A 20026-nucleotide genomic window follows, 5' to 3' on the forward strand; every position below is an offset into this window, starting at 1 on the left:
TCTGATGAAAAGTAAATAGCAAGGCGTCTTGCGATTGAGACTTATACGTCCCCTTCGTCTAGAGGCCCAGGACACCGCCCTTTCACGGCGGTAACAGGGGTTCGAATCCCCTAGGGGACGCCACTTGCTGGTATGTGTGAGTGAAAGTCGCCGACCCCAATATCTCAAAACTTACCTTCGGGTGACGTTTGAGATATTTGCTCTTTAAAAATCTGGATCAAGCTGAAAATTGAAACGACACACTGTTTCATTTCTCCGTAATAAGAAATGAAAAGCGGTGTGTTCGAGTCTCTCAAATTTTCGCAACACGATGGTGTTTTACGAAACATCTTCGGGTTGTGAGGTTAAGCGACTAAGCGTACACGGTGGATGCCCTGGCAGTCAGAGGCGATGAAGGACGTGCTAATCTGCGATAAGCGTCGGTAAGGTGATATGAACCGTTATAACCGGCGATTTCCGAATGGGGAAACCCAGTGTGTTTCGACACACTATCATTACGTGAATACATAGCGTAATGAAGCGAACCGGGGGAACTGAAACATCTAAGTACCCCGAGGAAAAGAAATCAACCGAGATTCCCCCAGTAGCGGCGAGCGAACGGGGAGCAGCCCAGAGTCTGAATCAGCTTGTGTGTTAGTGGAACGGTCTGGAAAGTCCGACGGTACAGGGTGATAGTCCCGTACACCAAAATGCACAGGTTGTGAACTCGAAGAGTAGGGCGGGACACGTGGTATCCTGTCTGAATATGGGGGGACCATCCTCCAAGGCTAAATACTCCTGACTGACCGATAGTGAACCAGTACCGTGAGGGAAAGGCGAAAAGAACCCCGGCGAGGGGAGTGAAAAAGAACCTGAAACCGTGTACGTACAAGCAGTGGGAGCCTCTTTATGGGGTGACTGCGTACCTTTTGTATAATGGGTCAGCGACTTATATTCTGTAGCAAGGTTAACCGTATAGGGGAGCCGAAGGGAAACCGAGTCTTAACTGGGCGTTAAGTTGCAGGGTATAGACCCGAAACCCGGTGATCTAGCCATGGGCAGGTTGAAGGTTGGGTAACACTAACTGGAGGACCGAACCGACTAATGTTGAAAAATTAGCGGATGACTTGTGGCTGGGGGTGAAAGGCCAATCAAACCGGGAGATAGCTGGTTCTCCCCGAAAGCTATTTAGGTAGCGCCTCGTGAACTCATCTTCGGGGGTAGAGCACTGTTTCGGCTAGGGGGTCATCCCGACTTACCAACCCGATGCAAACTGCGAATACCGAAGAATGTTATCACGGGAGACACACGGCGGGTGCTAACGTCCGTCGTGAAGAGGGAAACAACCCAGACCGCCAGCTAAGGTCCCAAAGTCATGGTTAAGTGGGAAACGATGTGGGAAGGCACAGACAGCCAGGATGTTGGCTTAGAAGCAGCCATCATTTAAAGAAAGCGTAATAGCTCACTGGTCGAGTCGGCCTGCGCGGAAGATGTAACGGGGCTAAACCATGCACCGAAGCTGCGGCAGCGACACTATGTGTTGTTGGGTAGGGGAGCGTTCTGTAAGCCGTTGAAGGTGTATCGTGAGGTATGCTGGAGGTATCAGAAGTGCGAATGCTGACATAAGTAACGATAATGCGGGTGAAAAACCCGCACGCCGGAAGACCAAGGGTTCCTGTCCAACGTTAATCGGGGCAGGGTGAGTCGACCCCTAAGGCGAGGCCGAAAGGCGTAGTCGATGGGAAACAGGTTAATATTCCTGTACTTGGTGTTACTGCGAAGGGGGGACGGAGAAGGCTATGTTAGCCGGGCGACGGTTGTCCCGGTTTAAGCATGTAGGCGGAGGTTCCAGGTAAATCCGGTACCTTTTTAACGCTGAGGTGTGATGACGAGGCACTACGGTGCTGAAGTAACAAATGCCCTGCTTCCAGGAAAAGCCTCTAAGCATCAGGTAACACGAAATCGTACCCCAAACCGACACAGGTGGTCAGGTAGAGAATACCAAGGCGCTTGAGAGAACTCGGGTGAAGGAACTAGGCAAAATGGTGCCGTAACTTCGGGAGAAGGCACGCTGATATGTAGGTGAAGTGATTTACTCATGGAGCTGAAATCAGTCGAAGATACCAGCTGGCTGCAACTGTTTATTAAAAACACAGCACTGTGCAAACACGAAAGTGGACGTATACGGTGTGACGCCTGCCCGGTGCCGGAAGGTTAATTGATGGGGTTATCCGTAAGGAGAAGCTCTTGATCGAAGCCCCGGTAAACGGCGGCCGTAACTATAACGGTCCTAAGGTAGCGAAATTCCTTGTCGGGTAAGTTCCGACCTGCACGAATGGCGTAATGATGGCCAGGCTGTCTCCACCCGAGACTCAGTGAAATTGAACTCGCTGTGAAGATGCAGTGTACCCGCGGCAAGACGGAAAGACCCCGTGAACCTTTACTATAGCTTGACACTGAACACTGGTCCTTGATGTGTAGGATAGGTGGGAGGCTTTGAAGTGTGGACGCCAGTCTGCATGGAGCCATCCTTGAAATACCACCCTTTAATGGCTGGTGTTCTAACGTGGACCCGTAATCCGGGTTGCGGACAGTGTCTGGTGGGTAGTTTGACTGGGGCGGTCTCCTCCTAAAGAGTAACGGAGGAGCACGAAGGTTAGCTAATCCTGGTCGGACATCAGGAGGTTAGTGCAAAGGCATAAGCTAGCTTGACTGCGAGAGTGACGGCTCGAGCAGGTGCGAAAGCAGGTCTTAGTGATCCGGTGGTTCTGAATGGAAGGGCCATCGCTCAACGGATAAAAGGTACTCCGGGGATAACAGGCTGATACCGCCCAAGAGTTCATATCGACGGCGGTGTTTGGCACCTCGATGTCGGCTCATCACATCCTGGGGCTGAAGTAGGTCCCAAGGGTATGGCTGTTCGCCATTTAAAGTGGTACGCGAGCTGGGTTTAGAACGTCGTGAGACAGTTCGGTCCCTATCTGCCGTGGGCGCTGGAGAATTGAGGGGGGCTGCTCCTAGTACGAGAGGACCGGAGTGGACGCATCACTGGTGTTCGGGTTGTCATGCCAATGGCATTGCCCGGTAGCTAAATGCGGAAGAGATAAGTGCTGAAAGCATCTAAGCACGAAACTTGCCCCGAGATGAGTTCTCCCTGAGACTTTAAGTCTCCTGAAGGAACGTTAAAGACGATGACGTTGATAGGTCGGGTGTGTAAGCGTAGCGATACGTTGAGCTAACCGATACTAATGAACCGTGAGGCTTAACCTTACAACGCCGAAGATGTTTTGGCGAAGAGACGACATTCAGCTTGATACAGATAAGATTAACCGGCGAAAAGCGGGTTAATAACAGAATTTGCCTGGCGGCTGTAGCGCGGTGGTCCCACCTGACCCCATGCCGAACTCAGAAGTGAAACGCCGTAGCGCCGATGGTAGTGTGGGGTCTCCCCATGCGAGAGTAGGGAACTGCCAGGCATCAAATAAAGTGAAGAAGCCCATCCTGACGGATGGGCTTTTTTGCGTGTGTGCGGGGTAAAAACCGCCGGGCTGAACGTATTGTGCAGGCCTGATAAGCGCAGCGCATCAGGCAATTCCGGCGGCAGATTGCTGGATTCGACCTAACCGCCTTAATCGATTAACAAAAGCACACTGTCACGGATCTCTCCCTCGAACATATCTGAATCCTTTCTCTGCTAATTAAAACCGTGATCTTTCCTGCATAATAATATATAACAATTATATAACATTTGATTCACCAAAAAACACACAACCATCATTGATAAATTCACGCGATCGTTGGCAGGGGTACAATTCTAATGGCTGATAGTAGTGTAACTGAGAACGGGGCGCTGGCAGACGGCGATACCCGCCGTCGTATATGGGCGATTGTCGGAGCATCATCAGGGAATCTGGTCGAATGGTTTGATTTCTATATCTACTCTTTCTGTTCTCTTTATTTTGCTCATATCTTTTTCCCATCAGGAAATACCACCACACAACTCTTACAAACCGCCGGCGTGTTTGCCGCAGGCTTCTTGATGCGACCAATTGGAGGCTGGTTATTTGGCCGCATCGCGGATAAGCACGGGCGTAAAAAGTCCATGTTGCTGTCCGTTTGTATGATGTGTATGGGATCGTTGGTGATCGCTTGTCTACCGGGATATGAAACTATCGGTACCTGGGCCCCTGCGCTATTATTGCTGGCCAGACTATTCCAGGGGTTATCTGTAGGTGGTGAATACGGAACCAGCGCGACCTATATGAGTGAAGTTGCCGTTGAAGGTAAGAAAGGTTTTTATGCTTCATTCCAGTACGTAACGTTAATCGGCGGACAGTTACTGGCATTGCTGGTTGTGGTCATATTACAGCACACGTTAGAAGACTCTGCGCTCAGAGCGTGGGGTTGGCGTATTCCATTTGCGTTGGGCGCCGTGCTGGCTATTGTTGCGCTATGGCTGCGTCGCCAACTGGATGAAACCTCGAAACAGGACGTTCGCGCGCTGAAAGAAGCGGGTTCCCTGAAAGGTCTGTGGCGTAATCGCAAAGCCTTTGTCATGGTGCTTGGCTTTACCGCCGCGGGTTCGTTGTGTTTTTACACGTTCACAACCTACATGCAGAAATACCTGGTCAATACCGCTGGTATGCATGCCAACGTAGCCAGCGGGATTATGACGGCGGCACTGTGTGTGTTCATGCTGGTTCAACCGCTGTTCGGCGCTTTGTCAGATAAGATTGGCCGGCGTACTTCAATGCTGTGTTTTGGCGCGTTGGCTGCGATTTTCACTGTTCCCATTCTGACAGCATTGCAAAGCGTAACATCCCCGTATATGGCGTTTGCTCTGGTGATGTGTGCCCTGTTAATCGTGAGTTTCTATACGTCAATCAGCGGTATTTTGAAGGCTGAGATGTTCCCGGCGCAGGTGCGTGCTCTGGGAGTTGGCTTATCTTATGCGGTGGCTAATGCCCTGTTTGGTGGCTCAGCTGAATATGTGGCGTTATCCCTGAAGTCTGTCGGTATGGAAACGACATTCTTCTGGTACGTCACCGCGCTGGCAGTTGTCGCGTTTTTAGTATCGCTGATGCTGCATGGGAAGGGGAAAGGTCTGCGCCTCTAGTAATGTGCCAGTTGCCAGACCGCATAGCCGGTAGACGCGCCTGCAACATCCCAGACGAAGTCCTTCCAGCTCCAGCCGCTCCCTGCGGGACGGCTGTCCCACAGTTCTTTTGACGCGCCCAGGCTGACTGAGAACATCAGGCCGATAGCCGCACTGCGATCGCGGCTGTTGCCCTGATGTTGGGCATATTCATTGCCGGCTGCGGCAAGCATGGCGGAGGCGATGAAGTGTTGAGCTTTGTCTTGCCCACTCCACTGGTCGTTAGCCATGTGGCTGCAGCCAGAAATGGCCAGGATGCTGGTAAGAATGAACAGGCGCACCGTTGCCTCCATATGAAAAACCCCGTCACTGGACGGGGTCTTGATTACAGAATACGGCTAATTAATCTGTCGATACGAATACGGCGTAGTCGACGAATGAGCTTACGCACTTTGACTGGATAGTCAGCAATACTTTGCAGGTCGCGATAATGCTTAACGACGGTAGTATGCGTACGGATAAGCTCCAGCTCTTTATCGCGCTGGGGAGTCAACTCTTGCTTAGGATCGTGGATAAGGATGGCGTTTTCCAGATCCAGACGCCAGGCGCGAGGGTTAAGGTTGTTGCCGGTGAGCAGCATCCATTTATCATCAACCCACATACCTTTCAGATGATAGGTGTTGTCATCATCTTTCCATAGGCGTACGACCAACTGGTCGGTATTTACGTAATACTGCAATCTGCTCAGGAAACGGCGCAGATTTATTTCATACAAATAAGGCAGCGCGCCGATGATCTTGAATGGCTCATCTTCTGGAATGAAAAAGTCGTTGGCGGTTTTATCACCGACAATGATTTCAACCTTTTTCCCTTCACGCAGCAGTTGAATTATATTGCGCACCAGTATGGCGGGCAGGTTGAAATAAGGGGTACAGATTGTGAGTTTGTGCTCCGCGCAGGGCATAAGATGGAAAATGGTCTTATTTAACAGACTGGATTTCCCAAGGCCCACCAGAGGCGTAACCGAAAGCTGTTCGTTATCAGCATCACCCTGAAAATGGAATGACGCATCACGCAGTTCTTGGCGGTACAGGCGGATGTCGTTTTTAATTTCCGGGCTTTTAGGTCGGTTGATATCATCAAGGCGGTTAACGCCGCGACCCTTTATCAGGTTCTGCGTAACCCAATCGAACATGATATCGGCCATTTGCGCATTGCGAATCAACTGATAACGGTCATAGCGATATTTATCATGCTGATGCAGGTAAACATCGTTCAGACTGGCCCCGCTGTACAGGACGCTGTCATCGATAATAAAGCCTTTGAAATGCAGGACGCCAAGTGCTTCACGGGTGTTAATCGGAACGCCATAAACAGGAATATCGATACCAGGGTTTTCTTGCGCCATTCGGCAATACCAGTCAGCATTAGTATTGGATGCCGCAGCCCCAATACGACCGCGCTGAGCTCTGTGCCAGTCGACAAGCACCCGGACATCCAGTTCAGGACGCTGCCGTTTTGCCGCATAGAGAGCGTCAAGTATGCCTTTACCACCGTCATCCTGTTCCAGGTACAGCGCAATAATGCAGATCCGTCGCGTCGCGCTGGCTATTTTTTCCAGCAGAGTCTCCCTGAAATTAGCGGGAGCATAAAAGAAATCTACATCATCAACTGACTGAGAAATCTTGGGTAGTTGGGCAAGGTGTTGTTGATGTTTATTACGCTTAAATTTTGACAACATCACAGTGCATTTCTTCTCTGTTCATTGAAGGGTCCTCTGTGCTATGCAGACGACATAAGCGGGCAATGATACCACCAGTACCCATTAATGTGGTCAACATTTCCAGTACCTTACTCACGATTCCTCACATTGGGCCAGATTAAGCGTTAGCCCAACAATTCCCTCTTCGAGCTGGACGTCAACAACAAACCCGAGTTTTCGGGCCAGGGCGACCATCCCACGATTGTTTGGCATCGTAATACCATTCAAACGTATAAGTCCGTGATCTCGGGTATATGCAATTAATTTTTCCATCAATCGGCGACCCAGTCCAAGCCCTTTGAGATCGGAACGAACCAGTACGGCAAACTCAGCATCTACGTTATCAGGATCCGAGATTGCTCGCGTTACGCCGAGGATCTCTTCGTGATTATCTTTACAACGCACCGCAACAAAAGCCATTTCCCGATCGTAGTCGATCTGCGTCATATTGGCTAAATCTTCGTGGGTAAATTCATTGATCTCACTGAAATAGCGATAATAAAGATCTTCTTTTGTCACTTGAGAAATGAACTGCTGTAGATGAGGTTCATCCTCCGGTAAAATGGGGCGGAACAGACAGCGCTCGCCGTTCTTCAACTCCACCCACTCTTCAAGCTGATGGGGGTAGGGACGTACAGCCAGCCTGCTTTCGTTATCTCCCGCGAAAGGGGCAATATCCAGCGTAACGTCCAGCGCGGTAAATTCTTCGGCGGAGGCCAGCAGAGGATGAATATCCAGACGCTGAATTTCCGGGCAGTCGACGATCAAGTTGGAGACCTGCACAAGAAGTTGGCTCAACCCGGCGATATCCAGCGGACGTAGTGCGCTGCGAGCGCGGATCTTTTTATTTTTGATCCCCTGGATCACCAGATAACGCGCCAGATTCATGTTCAATGGCGGCAAGGCCACCACGGCTTGCTCTTCCGGTCGCCACTCAACGCCACCTTCACCCAGCATAATCAACGGACCAAATACCGGGTCGTGTTCAACGACGACGCGAAGTTCTTGAGCACCAGCGCGATTCGCCATACTTTGTACTAATAAACCGTGAATGCGTGCCTGCGGCCAGGCCATTTTTACCCGATCGAAAATTGCATTGGCAGCCTGCTGCACTTCTGTTGCTGTACGCAGGTAGAGCATTACCCCCTGAACTTCCGACTTATGCGGGATATCAGGAGAACGCAGCTTGAGCGCCACCGGGTAGCCGATTTGCTCCGCGATATGTACGGCCTCTGCGCTGTCGCTGGCGATCCATGTCGGCAGTGTATGTAAGCCGTAGGCCTGTAAAATAGGCTGAACTTCATGAGTATCCAGTGACGTTGCGCCTTCTGCAATCGCCTGTTGTAACAGATTATGCGCTTCGGCGGTGTTGGTGGTCAGATTGTCGGGTAGCGCTGGCGTTTCACGCAGTTGCTTCTGGTTACGCCGGTACTCCACCATATGCATAAATGCAGTGATAGTGCCTTCAGGCGTGCGGTAGGTTGGTAATCCGGCTTCGCTAAACAGTCTGCGGGCTTCCTGAGAGGAAAACTCTCCGCACCAGTTGGTCAGCAACGAGACGAATTTTCCTCGGGGATGATGCTTTACCGCTTCAATCAATGCCTGTGCGCTTTCGGTTCCGGGAGCGGCTGCGCTGGGTGAATGAATCACCATCAACGCGTCGAAATCCTGGCTGGCGAGCAAAATATCCAGCGTCTTAACGTAGTGTTCGCTGCTGGCGTCATCACGCAGATCCAGTGGGTTGGCGATATCAACATGTTCAGGCAAGGCATCGCGTAATTTCTGGCAGGTGTCTTCATTCAACGTCGCCAACTTGCCATTTTTTGACCACAGTTCATCTAATGCCAGTGCGGCAGGCGCGGCCCCATTGCTGATGATCATTAGCCTGTCGCCACGTAGTGGACGCATGTGGCTCAAGGTTTCGACTGCTGAGAACAGCTCGTGAGTGTCTTGTACGCGCAGTAAACCGGCGCGCTGAATAGCTGCATCCCACGCAGGGTCCATCCCGGCGCTGGTATGCAGTAAACGCTGCGCTGCAGGGCTGCGACCGCTCTTAATCACCAGAATAGGTTTATTGCGCGAGGCGCTACGGGCGGCGGAAACAAAGCGCCGGGCATCACTTAAATGTTCGAGATACAGCAATATCGCGCTGGTTTTACTGTCGCGTGCCAGGTAATCCAGCAGCTCATCAACGTCGATATCCAGGCTATCACCCAGCGCGATAAAGTAAGAAAAGCCCATTTCTCTCTGCTGTGCCCAGTCGAGTATGGTATTGGACACGGCGGCGGATTGAGAGATGAAAGCCAGCTTGCCGCGCTTAATCGGGACGGGGGAAAAGCTGGCGTTAAGTCCTTGCCAGGGGGCGAGAAGTCCCAGGCTGTTGGGACCCAGAAGACGTATGTTGTAGCGTGATGCGCAGGCCAGCAGCTCCGCGTGCTGCGCCGAGGGTGCTGAGAGAATAATGCAGGTTTTACAACCTTTCTCGCCAAGTGCTTCGAGTAATGCCAGGTTACGGCTGGCATTGGTGCACAACACGGCGAGATCGGGGCTAAAAGGCAGGCTGTTGATATTGGGCCACGCCAGTACGCCCAACACCGCTTTCCATGCGGGCGTCACCGGTAAAACAGGTCCATTGAAACCGCCAGCAAGCAGGTTACGCATCATCAGGTAACCTGCGCGATTAGGCTTCATTGACGCCCCAATCACCGCAATGGATTTCGGTCGCAATAGTGCTTCCAGACCACGCTGACTCATATCGGCTTCCTTAATGACACCAGTGACCGAATGATTTTAAACGTTTTCTGATAAATCTGCTGTGACGCTTCCCTGATGTTGAGTTTTTCCTGCCAGGTAGCGGGTTTTAAAGCGAGTAAAATGATCGCTTAACCCTTCTGCGGCTTGCGTATCTCCCGCCAGATCCAACAAGGCGATGGCCACCTCGGCTGTGCAATATTGCCCTTCGGCGTGAACGCCACGCAGGTGGTAAGCAGAAAGGCGTGATAAATCAACAGAGATCACCGGCAGGTTATCGAGGTACGGGCTTTTGCGGAACATTTTACGCGCCTCAGGCCAGGTGCCGTCGAGCATGATAAACAATGGGGGCTTACCGGCTGGTGGCGTGAAAATCACTTCACGCTCTTCACCCGCATAGGAGGCCGGGAATACAACCATCGGCTGGTAATCCGGATTTTTTACCAGTTCCAGCAGCGCCTGCGGTGGCTCGGTGCGTGACCACTGAAAAGCCGTGGTATCGGGCAGAATATCAGCAATTAAACGCCCCGTGTTGCTGGGCTTCATCGGCTCGGTGTCAAACATCACCAGACAAAAGCGACTTTTTGCCTCAGAGGGCGCCAGAGTTGCGCACAAGCAGAGCTTCTGCGGCAGCAGGCAGCGTTGACAGCGGCGAACGCGATTACCTCGGGCAAGGAAAGGACGCGTGGCGCGCGCGAGGCGCTCAGCGCGTAACTGAAGAACAGCGTTATCGGTCATGGGGAAACACGTTGAAAAACGCTATTGTCGCAGAGGTGAAAACGGGGCACAAGATGCGCCCCGTAGAGATTATAATGATTCGTTAAGCCAGCTATCAAACGGGGCTTTTGGTACAGCGCCGTTAAGCATGTCGACGATTTCACCTTTTCTGAAGATCATGATGGTCGGAATGCTGCGGATACCGAAACGGGCGCTGAGTTCACGCTCGGCTTCCGTATTCACTTTAACAAAACGCACTTTGCCGCTACGCTCTTCCGCGACATCTTCAAAAATCGGGGCGAAGTTACGACATGGACCACACCAGGGGGCCCAAAAGTCAACGACAACCGGGAGATCGTCTTTTAACAGTTTATCCAGTGTCTCACCGGTCGCATTGATCACCTCCCCATCAAACAGGTCGTGACCACAGCGTCCGCATTTAGCCGCTTCCTGGACACGATCGTCAGGGATGCGGTTGATAGCCTGGCAGCTGGTACAAACGGTATTCATAACTAACCTCTGGATGAGTGGAGTGGACTTCACGGCATAAACGCCAGTATGTTTCTATTATGTTACATATTATCGGAGAGTCTGTTCTAAACAACAATGCGTTTTATTCAATGAGTACAATAGTCCTTAGCTTTTAAATGAAATAATGGCTAACGACGTGCACATCGGGTAATCTGCGCGCTTCGCGCAGAGCAGGTGGAGAAAAACATGAGCGACGAACTGAAGAACAAAAACGGCAAGGTCAAAGTGATGTACGTCCGCAGTGACGATGACTCGGATAAACGCACCCAAAATCCACGTACTGGCAAAGGCGGCGGTCGCCCCGGTACTTCCCGAGCCGAAGGCGGTCGTCGCCCTGCCCGTGATGAACGAAAGGGTCCGAACAGCGAACGTGGTCGTGAACGCGGGCGTGACCGCGATGTAGAACGCGACCGCAGACGTGAAGATTCACCGTGGCGTACCGTTTCCCGCGCACCGAATGATGACGCAGCGGATAAAGCCGATCACGGCGGTATTAGCGGTAAGAGCTTTATCGATCCTGAAGTATTACGCCGTCAGCGCGCGGAAGAAACCCGCGTTTATGGTGAGAATGCCTGTCAGGCTCTGTTCCAGAGTCGTCCGGACGCTATCGTCCGCGCCTGGTTTGTTCAGAGCGTAACCCCGCGTTTTAAAGAAGCATTACGCTGGATGGCGGCAAACCGCAAAGCCTATCACGTGGTTGACGAAGCCGAGCTGGCGAAAGCCTCTGGCACTGAACACCACGGTGGCGTCTGTTTCCTGATCAAAAAACGTAACGGTACTACCGTTAAGCAGTGGGTCGGTCAGGCAGGGGCGCAGGATTGCGTGCTGGCACTGGAAGATATCGCTAACCCGCATAACCTGGGCGGTATGATGCGTAGCTGCGCGCACTTCGGTGTGAAAGGCGTGGTGGTTCAGGATGCGGCGCTGCTGGAATCGGGGGCGGCTATCCGTACTGCTGAAGGTGGAGCAGAGCATGTTCAGCCGATTACCGGTGACAGCATTGTCGATGTGTTGGACGATTTCCGTAACGCGGGTTACACGGTAGTGATGACCTCAAGCGTGAAAGGTAAACCGCTGTTTACTACCACGCTGCCGGAAAAAATGGTGCTGGTATTAGGGCGTGAGCGTGAAGCTCTGCCAGAAGCAGCATGTTCAGCCGACGACCTGTGCGTGGCGATTGACGGTACCGGCAAGGTAGAAACGCTCAATGTTTCTGTCGCGACCGGCGTGTTGCTCGCGGAGTGGTGGCGTCAGAACAAAGCCTGATAATAAAAATGCCAGCGAATCGCTGGCATTTTTTTACTCGCTTTCTGCGGGTAATACCGGCATCCAGTCAATCGGTTTTTCACCTCGTTGTTCCAGCCATTCATTAGCCAGTACAAAGTGATTGCAACCAAAGAAACCGCGATGCGCAGAGAGCGGTGATGGGTGTGGCGCTTTCAACACATGGTGACGCTGCGCATCAATAATCGCGCCTTTCTTCTGTGCGTGAGAACCCCAGAGCAGGAAAACCACGCCTTCCCGATGTTGGTTAATCAGGCTGATAACTTTATCGGTAAAGGTTTCCCATCCAAGGCTGGCGTGAGAATGTGCCTGACCGGCGCGAACGGTGAGTACGGTGTTGAGTAACAGTACGCCCTGGCGTGCCCAGCTTTCCAGATATCCGTGCGTGGGGCGTGTGAAGCCGGGAATTGTTGCTTCCAGCTCTTTGTACATGTTCAGCAACGAAGGCGGAGTGGCAATGCCGGGGCGGACAGAGAACGCGAGACCGTGTGCCTGGCCTGGGCCGTGGTAAGGATCCTGACCCAGGATGACAACTTTCACGTCACCAAGCTCGGTAAAACGAAACGCGTTAAACACATCTTTTTGCGGCGGATAAATTGTCATTCCTGACTGACGCTCGCCGGCAACAGTATGCAGTGTGTTAACAAAATAAGGCTGCTGTTTTTCTTCAGCCAGCACATCGTGCCAGGTTAATTCGGTGGCCATCTCGCTCTCCTGCGAATTTTCAATCCCCCTAGCTTAACTGCTTCTTTCGACGTCGCAAAATTCTGTACGTTTCTCAATGGTCTACCCCTTAAAGATAGTTGAAAATTTATGTAAAAAGTTTAGCTATGTACATGGCGTAAGTTGATGTAAAACAATAAAATCTATCTATCACCACTTTTCATGTGTGGTTTTTATTGATTTAAATCAAAGATTCAAGGGTGTGTGAGGGGTATATATACACTCAAGCAACAATGGTTTTACCAATTGGCCGTATGACGGCCAACCGAGATCAAATAATTTTGCCGGGGAGGCATCAAATGATTACAGGTATCCAGATTACTAAAGCTGCAAACGACGACCTGCTGAACTCTTTCTGGCTGCTGGACAGCGAAAAAGGCGAAGCACGCTGCATCGTTGCGAAAGCAGGTTTCAATGCTGATGAAGTCGTTGCTGTCAGCAAACTGGGCGAAATCGAATACCGTGAAGTACCGGTAGACGTACAGCCGGAAGTCCGCGTGGAAGGTGGTCAGCACCTGAACGTGAACGTTCTGCGTCGCGAAACGCTGGAAGATGCAGTTAAGCATCCGGAAAAATATCCGCAGCTGACCATCCGTGTTTCTGGTTATGCAGTGCGTTTCAACTCTCTGACCCCAGAACAGCAGCGCGACGTTATTGCTCGTACCTTTACTGAGAGCCTGTAAGGCTCACGGGGAATAACCCCGTTTAGCAAAGAATCAAAAAGCGGAAGATGCCAGTGTGTCTTCCGCTTTTTTGCATCCGTTAGTAAAAGATCCTTACTGCGCAATACACCAACAGCAGCGCCAGAATGATATTCAACTGCCGGCCGTAACGGCGAAAAACGCGCTGAAAAAGATGGCCCGCCAGCGCCCAGCAGGCATTTCCGAAGGTGCCGATCAGCGCCAACAGAATACTCACCCCAATCAGCCAGTGCGCGTCCTGAGTGTACGGTAATACAAACGTGGATAACGCGGTAATGCCGTACAAAATGATTTTGACGTTAACAAACTGCAAGCCAAAACTCGCCCAGAAGCTAATCGGCTCTGACAGCAAACCATCGTTTGTAGCCGGGCTGGTGGCGATCTTCAGCGCCAGCCACAGGATATAAGCTGCCCCAGCCCAACTGAGCCAATGGATAATGGCAGGATCCATAACCGCCAGTGAAAATGAAATCCCGGCGCACATCAGCATGACGATTAAAAAGCCCAAACTCATTCCGGCCAGTACGCGCATACTCTGACGAAAACCGTGTGATGTCGCGGCACTGAGCGCAAGGATGTTGTTTGGTCCGGGGGTTAGCGCGGTAATCAATGTATAGGTCCAGAATGCACTTAAAAGGGTAGGGGTCACTTGTTATCTCCTCTGTTTTGGTAGACAGTACCCGAGACAAAACATTTAAAAAAATGAATGTTTTTGCATTCTGAATTCGATATTTTCGATGGGTTAGTGCGAATGGATTTACGTCGGTTTATTACGTTAAAAACAGTGGTGGAAGAGGGCTCATTCCTGCGGGCATCACAAAAACTGTGTTGTACGCAATCAACAGTTACCTTTCATATTCAACAGCTTGAGCAAGAACTTTCGGTGCAGTTGTTTGAAAAAATTGGACGCCGGATGTGTCTCACCAGTGAGGGAAAACGGCTGATGCCGCATATCCATGACCTGACGCGCGTGATGGCATCGATTCGACAGTCAGCACATCAGGATGCGCAGCCGAGCGGCGAGCTACGTGTCGCGACGGGCGAAACGCTGCTGGCGTATAAAATGCCGCAGGTTTTACAGCGATTTAAACAACGTGCGCCCCATGTGCGATTGTCTTTACAGTCACTCAATTGCTATGTCATTCGCGATGCGTTGCTCAGTGATGAGGTCGATCTGGGGGTGTTTTATCGAGTGGGTAATGACGATGCCCTTGAGTTGATGCCGCTAGGCGATCAGTCACTGGCATTAGTTGCTTCGCCGCTGCTTCAGCACGTTGATTTTACTCAGTCTAACCAGCACATTCCCTGCAGTTTTATCATTAATGAGCCGCAATGTATTTTCAGACAGCGCTTCGAGGGGCTACTGCGTAAACGACAGATTACGCTGGAAAATACCATTGAGCTATGGAGCATTGAAAGCATTAAGCAGTGCGTATCGGCAAATCTTGGGGTCAGCTTTTTGCCGCGTTTTGCCGTTGAGAAGGAGCTACGTTCTGGGGAATTGATTGAATTACCGTACAGTGAACAACCTGAGTTAATTACGGCATTGTGTGGTTATCATGCCGGAAAAGTCGTTAGTCCGGCGATGCGGGTGTTTCTTGAGTGTATTGAAGAGAGTTTTGCATCACGTGAAAAAATGCCGGGCTAAACGGCCCGGCATTCGGTTTACTCTTTGTCGGACTGCTGGGTAGCAGCTCCGCTCGGCTTACGACGTTTGCCGATATTTTTTGCATCGCGGTGACGTTTTTTCACCCGCGGCTTCTCTTTCTCTTTCGCTTTTTTCTCGGCGCGCTTCGCCAGCACTTTCTTGGATGGTTTACCGTTGGATTTCTCACTTGGCGCGCGCGTGGTTGGACGCAGTTCGTCGATGACGCGTGCTTTCAGCGGTTCGTCAATATAGCGGCTCGCTTTGCCGAGAAGTAGATGGTCGTGCGCTTCAACCAAAGAGATCGCAGTACCTTTACGACCTGCGCGACCGGTACGGCCAATGCGGTGCAGATAGGCATCGCCACTGCGCGGCATGTCGAAGTTAAACACATGGCTGACGTCAGGAATATCGATCCCGCGAGCGGCAACGTCGGTGGCTACCAGCACGTTCACGCGGCCATCGGTCAGGCGTTTGATCGCTTCATTGCGTTTGTTCTGCACCATCTCGCCTTCGAGATAGCAGTTGTTAATGCCCGCCTGGCGCAGCCAGCCTGCCAGCTCGTGCACACGCTCGCGTTTACGTACGAAGACAATCGAGCGGGTCGCTTCCGGCTGTTTTAACAGATGGATCAACAGCGCAGTTTTGTGCTCGATGTCATCGGCACGGTAGTAAAACTGATGGATCTTCTTGCGTTCGCGGGTGGACGGATCCGCTGAGACTTCGACCGGATCTTCCAACAGACGCTCGGCAAAATCTTTAATCGCATCGCCTTCCAGCGTGGCGGAGAACAGCATGGTTTGCTTACGCCAGCGGGTTTCACCGGCGATATGTTCGATGTCCTGGGCAAAACCCATGTCCAGCATACGATCTGCTTCATCGAGAATTAGCGTCTCAACCGCATGGCAGTCGAAGTTTTCTTCTTTAATATATTGCAGCAGACGACCCGTGGTGGCAACCACGATGTCCTGGTTTTCGCTAAAGACTTCCATGTGGTTCATGTAAGCCACGCCGCCGGTAATGGTCGCGATATCCAGATGCGTATTTTTCGCCAGCTCACGGGCGTGTTCAGCAACCTGCATCGCCAGTTCGCGCGTTGGCGTCAGGATTAAAATGCGCGGCGGACCAGATTTCTTGCGTGGGAAGTCGAGCAGGTGCTGCAACGCTGGCAGCAAATATGCCGCCGTTTTACCGGTGCCTGTCGGCGCAGAACCGAGTACATCACGGCCATCGAGCGCAGGCGGAATGGCGGCAGCCTGAATGGCAGTCGGGCGAGTGAAACCTTTTTCCTGGAGGGCATCCAGAAGGCTTTCATCGAGTTCAAGTTCGGAAAAAGTCGTTACAGTCATGTTCTACCTCTGAGTGGGGCGCTGATTATAGACGTTACGGCTGCAATCTTCATCTGTTTGTATGGATATACCTTCTCAGGTATTGTTTTTATCCTATGTTATCGTTTTTTTTCCAGGAAGGTTGTTCTTCATGCCCCAGTCTACATCCGTACTGAAACGTAATGGATTTACTTTTAAGCAGTTTTTTGTGGCACACGATCGCTGTGCAATGAAAGTCGGAACGGACGGTATTTTATTGGGGGCCTGGGCCCCCGTTGCGGGCGTAAAGCGGATCCTGGATATTGGTACCGGGAGCGGCCTGTTGGCGCTGATGCTGGCCCAGCGCACTGATGAAAACGTCATCATTGACGCCGTGGAGCTTGATGTCGACGCCGCGCAGCAGGCGCAGGAGAACATCGCGCAATCTCCGTGGATGCATCGCGTGAGTGTTCATACAGAAGATGCACAACAGTGGATACCGCGTCAGACCGTGCGTTTTGATTTGATAATCAGCAATCCTCCCTATTATGAACAGGGCGTGGAATGCGCTACACCGCAGCGCGAGCAGGCCCGCTATACCACCTCGCTCGATCACCAGGCGTTGCTTACGTTGGCGGCGGACTGCATTACGGAAGACGGTTTTTTTTGTGTGGTGCTACCGGAGCAGATTGGTAACGCATTTACTCAGCAGGCGCTTAGCATGGGCTGGCATCTGCGATTGCGCACGGATGTAGCAGAAACCGAGGCCCGTCTACCGCATCGGGTATTGCTGGCATTCTCCCCGCAGGCCGGGGAGTGCTTTAGCGACAGGCTGGTGATCCGTGGGCCAGACCAACGTTACTCTGAAGGTTATACGGCGCTGACCCAGGCGTTCTATCTGTTTATGTGATGACTGAGCGGCGAGAGAATTGACGGGCCCGCCTCTGGAAGCTGTTCTGGATAATCCAGCGTGTAGTGCAGGCCCCGACTCTCTTTGCGCATCATCGCGCAGCGGACAATCAGCTCGGCAACCTGCACCAGATTGCGCAGCTCCAGTAGGTTGTTCGACACACGGAAATGGGCGTAATACTCGTCGATTTCCTGTTGCAGCATGGTGATACGACGCAGGGCGCGTTCCAGACGTTTAGTGGTGCGCACAATACCGACGTAATCCCACATGAACAGCCGCAGCTCATGCCAGTTATGCTGGATAACAACCAATTCATCTGGATTTTCTACCCGGCTTTCATCCCATCCCGGGAGCGTGCTGACGCCGCGTGCATAAGGCATACGCCTGTCGATATCTTCAGCCGCGGACCAACCGTAAACCAGACACTCCAGCAATGAGTTCGATGCCATCCGGTTGGCGCCATGCAGGCCGGTGTAACTCACTTCGCCGATCGCATACAGCCCATCGACATCGGTACGGCCAAAGTCATCAACCATCACGCCGCCGCAGGTATAGTGCGCGGCAGGCACGATGGGAACAGGCTCTTTGGTTAGATCAATGCCCAGTCCCAGCAACTTTTCATAAATCATCGGGAAATGCTGACGAACAAATTCTTCCGGTTTATGACTGATATCGAGGAACATGCAATCTGCACCCAGGCGCTTCATTTCATGATCAATGGCGCGGGCGACAATATCGCGGGGAGCCAGTTCGCCACGCTCGTCAAAATCGGGCATAAAGCGTGAACCGTCCGGGCGTTTCAGGTGCGCGCCTTCGCCGCGCAGCGCTTCGGTCAGCAGAAAATTGCGCGCCTGCGGATGATACAGCGCTGTTGGGTGAAACTGGTTAAACTCCAGGTTGGCGACGCGGCATCCCGCACGCCAGGCCATTGCAATTCCGTCACCCGAGGAAATATCCGGATTGGTGGTGTATTGATACACCTTTGACGCGCCGCCAGTGGCCAGCACTACCGACTTCGCATGGCAGGTTTCTACGGCTTCTTTATTACGATTCCAGATCCAGGCACCGACAACCCGACGCGTTCCCGGCAGACCGATTTTATCGGAGACAATCAGGTCGACAGCATTACTGCGCTCGAGAACCCGGATGTTGGGATGATTTTGTGCCTGGCTGACGAGGGTGGTTTCGACTTCTTTGCCGGTAGCATCCGCAGCGTGCAGGATGCGTCGATGGCTGTGACCGCCTTCACGGGTCAGGTGATAGCTCTCTTCACCGTTAGGCTGAACCTGCGTATCAAATAAGACGCCCTGATCGATTAGCCATTGAACGCAGGTACGGGCATTGCTGGCGACAAATTCAACCGCATGGCGATCGCACAACCCGGCCCCGGCAATCAGCGTATCTTCAACGTGGGAGTCGATACTGTCGGTTTCATCGAAAACCGCGGCAATACCGCCCTGGGCATAAAATGTCGAGCCTTCGCTGACCGGCCCTTTGCTCAGGACAATAACCTGATGTTTTTCAGCCAGGCGCAGCGCCAGTGAGAGTCCGGCAGCCCCGCTGCCAATGATCAGCACGTCACAGGATAATTCAGGAGTCGTATTCATGATTTTTGTTTAATTTACTAAACAGTGTTTGGTCACCATAGCACCACATTGCGCGATACTGCACGTTTTATTTTTAAACGTGTTGCAATGACTAAACATGAAAGAAAAACATGATGAGGGTGAAATAGGCAAAAATATTTTGTGAAGCAGGCCGTTAGCATCAGATTATGTGATGAAATAAAGTGCCCGTTGGGTTACTCTGCAAGCGGTGAAATGGGCATTTCTGTACAGATAGTGCGTTGATCGGGTTATGTAGACTTATAATGAGAGATAAGACCTGTCTACAACATGACAAACAAAAAACAATGCGTAACGGAACTTTACGAAACTTGAGCACTCTAAGCATTTGCTTGCTCATAGTGAAGCTGATGGAGTGGCGTTTCGAAGGCGCGTGGAAATTTGGTTTGGGGAGACTTTACCTCGGATGAGCGAGCAGTTAACGGACCAGGTCCTGGTAGAACGGGTCCAGAAGGGAGATCAGAAAGCCTTTAACCTACTGGTAGTGCGCTATCAGCATAAGGTGGCGAGTCTGGTTTCTCGCTATGTACCGTCGGGTGATGTACCCGATGTAGTACAAGAAGCATTTATCAAAGCCTATCGTGCGCTGGACTCGTTCCGGGGGGATAGTGCTTTTTATACCTGGCTGTATCGTATTGCGGTCAATACAGCGAAGAATTACCTGGTCGCTCAGGGGCGTCGTCCACCTTCCAGTGATATAGATGCGATTGAAGCAGAAAATTACGAAAGTGGCGGTGCGCTGAAAGAAATTTCGAACCCTGAGAACTTAATGTTGTCAGAAGAACTGAGACAGATAGTTTTCCGAACTATTGAGTCCCTCCCGGAAGATTTACGCATGGCAATAACCTTGCGGGAGCTGGATGGCCTGAGCTATGAAGAGATAGCCGCTATCATGGATTGTCCGGTGGGTACGGTGCGTTCACGTATCTTCCGAGCGAGGGAAGCTATTGATAATAAAGTTCAACCGCTTATCAGGCGTTGACGATAGCGGGATAC

16 protein-coding genes, 1 tRNA gene and 2 rRNA genes are annotated in these 20026 nt (G+C 51.7%); 10 read left to right on the forward strand and 9 right to left on the reverse strand.

Annotated features, from left to right (window positions below):
* The first annotated feature begins 47 nt into the window (after positions 1-47).
* The 4 genes from GFB57_RS10525 to GFB57_RS10540 all read left to right on the forward strand — a co-directional run bounded on the left by GFB57_RS10525 (position 48) and on the right by GFB57_RS10540 (position 5095).
* Positions 48-123, forward strand: a tRNA-Glu gene (locus GFB57_RS10525).
* 219 nt (positions 124-342) lie between these two features.
* Positions 343-3249, forward strand: a 23S ribosomal RNA gene (locus GFB57_RS10530).
* Between the two features lie 90 nt (positions 3250-3339).
* Positions 3340-3455: ribosomal RNA gene (rrf, locus tag GFB57_RS10535) — 5S ribosomal RNA — on the forward strand.
* Positions 3456-3796: 341 nt separating this feature from the next.
* Entirely contained in the window at positions 3797-5095 is a 1299-nt protein-coding gene (locus GFB57_RS10540) for an MFS transporter (RefSeq protein WP_003037551.1), read from the forward strand.
* On the opposite strand, the gene GFB57_RS10545 is transcribed toward GFB57_RS10540, so the two are convergent.
* From GFB57_RS10545 to trxC, 5 genes are all read right to left on the reverse strand, one after another.
* Positions 5092-5415 carry a YfiM family lipoprotein gene (locus tag GFB57_RS10545; protein WP_003037554.1) on the reverse strand — a complete coding sequence of 108 codons (324 nt, stop codon included), beginning with the start codon at positions 5413-5415 and terminating at the stop codon, positions 5092-5094. The genes GFB57_RS10540 and GFB57_RS10545 overlap by 4 nt on opposite strands.
* Positions 5416-5459: 44 nt before the next feature.
* Complete coding sequence (gene pssA, locus GFB57_RS10550) at positions 5460-6815, reverse strand: CDP-diacylglycerol--serine O-phosphatidyltransferase (protein ID WP_008319601.1); 1356 nt, start codon at positions 6813-6815, stop codon at positions 5460-5462.
* A 114-nt stretch (positions 6816-6929) separates the two neighbouring features.
* Complete coding sequence (gene pat / locus GFB57_RS10560) at positions 6930-9590, reverse strand: protein lysine acetyltransferase (protein ID WP_003037556.1); 2661 nt, start codon at positions 9588-9590, stop codon at positions 6930-6932.
* A gap of 36 nt (positions 9591-9626) precedes the next feature.
* Positions 9627-10325: a tRNA-uridine aminocarboxypropyltransferase gene (tapT, locus tag GFB57_RS10565; protein WP_003037557.1), complete on the reverse strand. Its 699-nt coding sequence runs from the start codon at positions 10323-10325 to the stop codon at positions 9627-9629.
* A 69-nt stretch (positions 10326-10394) separates the two neighbouring features.
* A complete protein-coding gene (gene trxC, locus GFB57_RS10570; RefSeq protein ID WP_003037559.1) occupies positions 10395-10814 on the reverse strand; it encodes a thioredoxin TrxC in 420 nt (139 codons plus the stop codon).
* Between the two features lie 207 nt (positions 10815-11021).
* Between trxC and GFB57_RS10575 the strand changes: the two genes are divergently transcribed.
* Entirely contained in the window at positions 11022-12101 is a 1080-nt protein-coding gene (locus GFB57_RS10575) for a tRNA/rRNA methyltransferase (RefSeq protein ID WP_003037560.1), read from the forward strand.
* 33 nt (positions 12102-12134) lie between these two features.
* Here the strand turns inward: GFB57_RS10575 and ung are convergent, their stop codons facing one another.
* Complete coding sequence (ung, locus tag GFB57_RS10580) at positions 12135-12824, reverse strand: uracil-DNA glycosylase (protein ID WP_003037561.1); 690 nt, start codon at positions 12822-12824, stop codon at positions 12135-12137.
* A 317-nt stretch (positions 12825-13141) separates the two neighbouring features.
* On the opposite strand from ung, the gene grcA reads away from it, so the two are divergent.
* Positions 13142-13525, forward strand: coding sequence for an autonomous glycyl radical cofactor GrcA (gene grcA / locus GFB57_RS10585; RefSeq protein ID WP_003037563.1), 384 nt, complete (start codon positions 13142-13144; stop codon positions 13523-13525).
* Positions 13526-13604: 79 nt separating this feature from the next.
* Here grcA and eamB read toward each other — a convergent pair whose 3' ends face one another.
* The gene (gene eamB / locus GFB57_RS10590; protein WP_003037565.1) at positions 13605-14192 is read right to left on the reverse strand and encodes a cysteine/O-acetylserine transporter; all 588 of its coding nucleotides are present in this window, start codon (positions 14190-14192) and stop codon (positions 13605-13607) included.
* A gap of 102 nt (positions 14193-14294) precedes the next feature.
* On the opposite strand from eamB, the gene GFB57_RS10595 reads away from it, so the two are divergent.
* Positions 14295-15191 (forward strand): LysR family transcriptional regulator, encoded by an 897-nt coding sequence (locus tag GFB57_RS10595; RefSeq protein WP_003037568.1) that lies wholly within the window; start codon positions 14295-14297, stop codon positions 15189-15191.
* A gap of 17 nt (positions 15192-15208) precedes the next feature.
* Here the strand turns inward: GFB57_RS10595 and srmB are convergent, their stop codons facing one another.
* Positions 15209-16537 (reverse strand): ATP-dependent RNA helicase SrmB, encoded by a 1329-nt coding sequence (gene srmB, locus GFB57_RS10600; RefSeq protein WP_003037569.1) that lies wholly within the window; start codon positions 16535-16537, stop codon positions 15209-15211.
* Between the two features lie 130 nt (positions 16538-16667).
* On the opposite strand from srmB, the gene trmN reads away from it, so the two are divergent.
* Positions 16668-17405, forward strand: coding sequence for a tRNA(1)(Val) (adenine(37)-N(6))-methyltransferase TrmN (gene trmN, locus GFB57_RS10605; RefSeq protein ID WP_003037571.1), 738 nt, complete (start codon positions 16668-16670; stop codon positions 17403-17405).
* Here the strand turns inward: trmN and nadB are convergent.
* The gene (gene nadB / locus GFB57_RS10610; RefSeq protein ID WP_003037572.1) at positions 17390-19012 is read right to left on the reverse strand and encodes an L-aspartate oxidase; all 1623 of its coding nucleotides are present in this window, start codon (positions 19010-19012) and stop codon (positions 17390-17392) included. The two genes, trmN and nadB, sit on opposite strands and share 16 nt — an antisense overlap.
* Positions 19013-19317: 305 nt before the next feature.
* Between nadB and rseD the strand changes: the two genes are divergently transcribed.
* On the forward strand, positions 19318-19440 hold the full coding sequence (gene rseD, locus GFB57_RS10615) for a rpoE leader peptide RseD (RefSeq protein WP_223306697.1): 123 nt from the start codon (positions 19318-19320) through the stop codon (positions 19438-19440).
* On the forward strand, positions 19437-20012 hold the full coding sequence (gene rpoE, locus GFB57_RS10620) for an RNA polymerase sigma factor RpoE (RefSeq protein WP_003037573.1): 576 nt from the start codon (positions 19437-19439) through the stop codon (positions 20010-20012). Before rseD ends, rpoE begins: the two co-directional genes overlap by 4 nt.
* The last annotated feature ends 14 nt before the right edge of the window (positions 20013-20026 follow it).

It is taken from the genome of Citrobacter sp. S39 (assembly GCF_009495675.1).
Lineage (GTDB): Bacteria > Pseudomonadota > Gammaproteobacteria > Enterobacterales > Enterobacteriaceae > Citrobacter > Citrobacter freundii.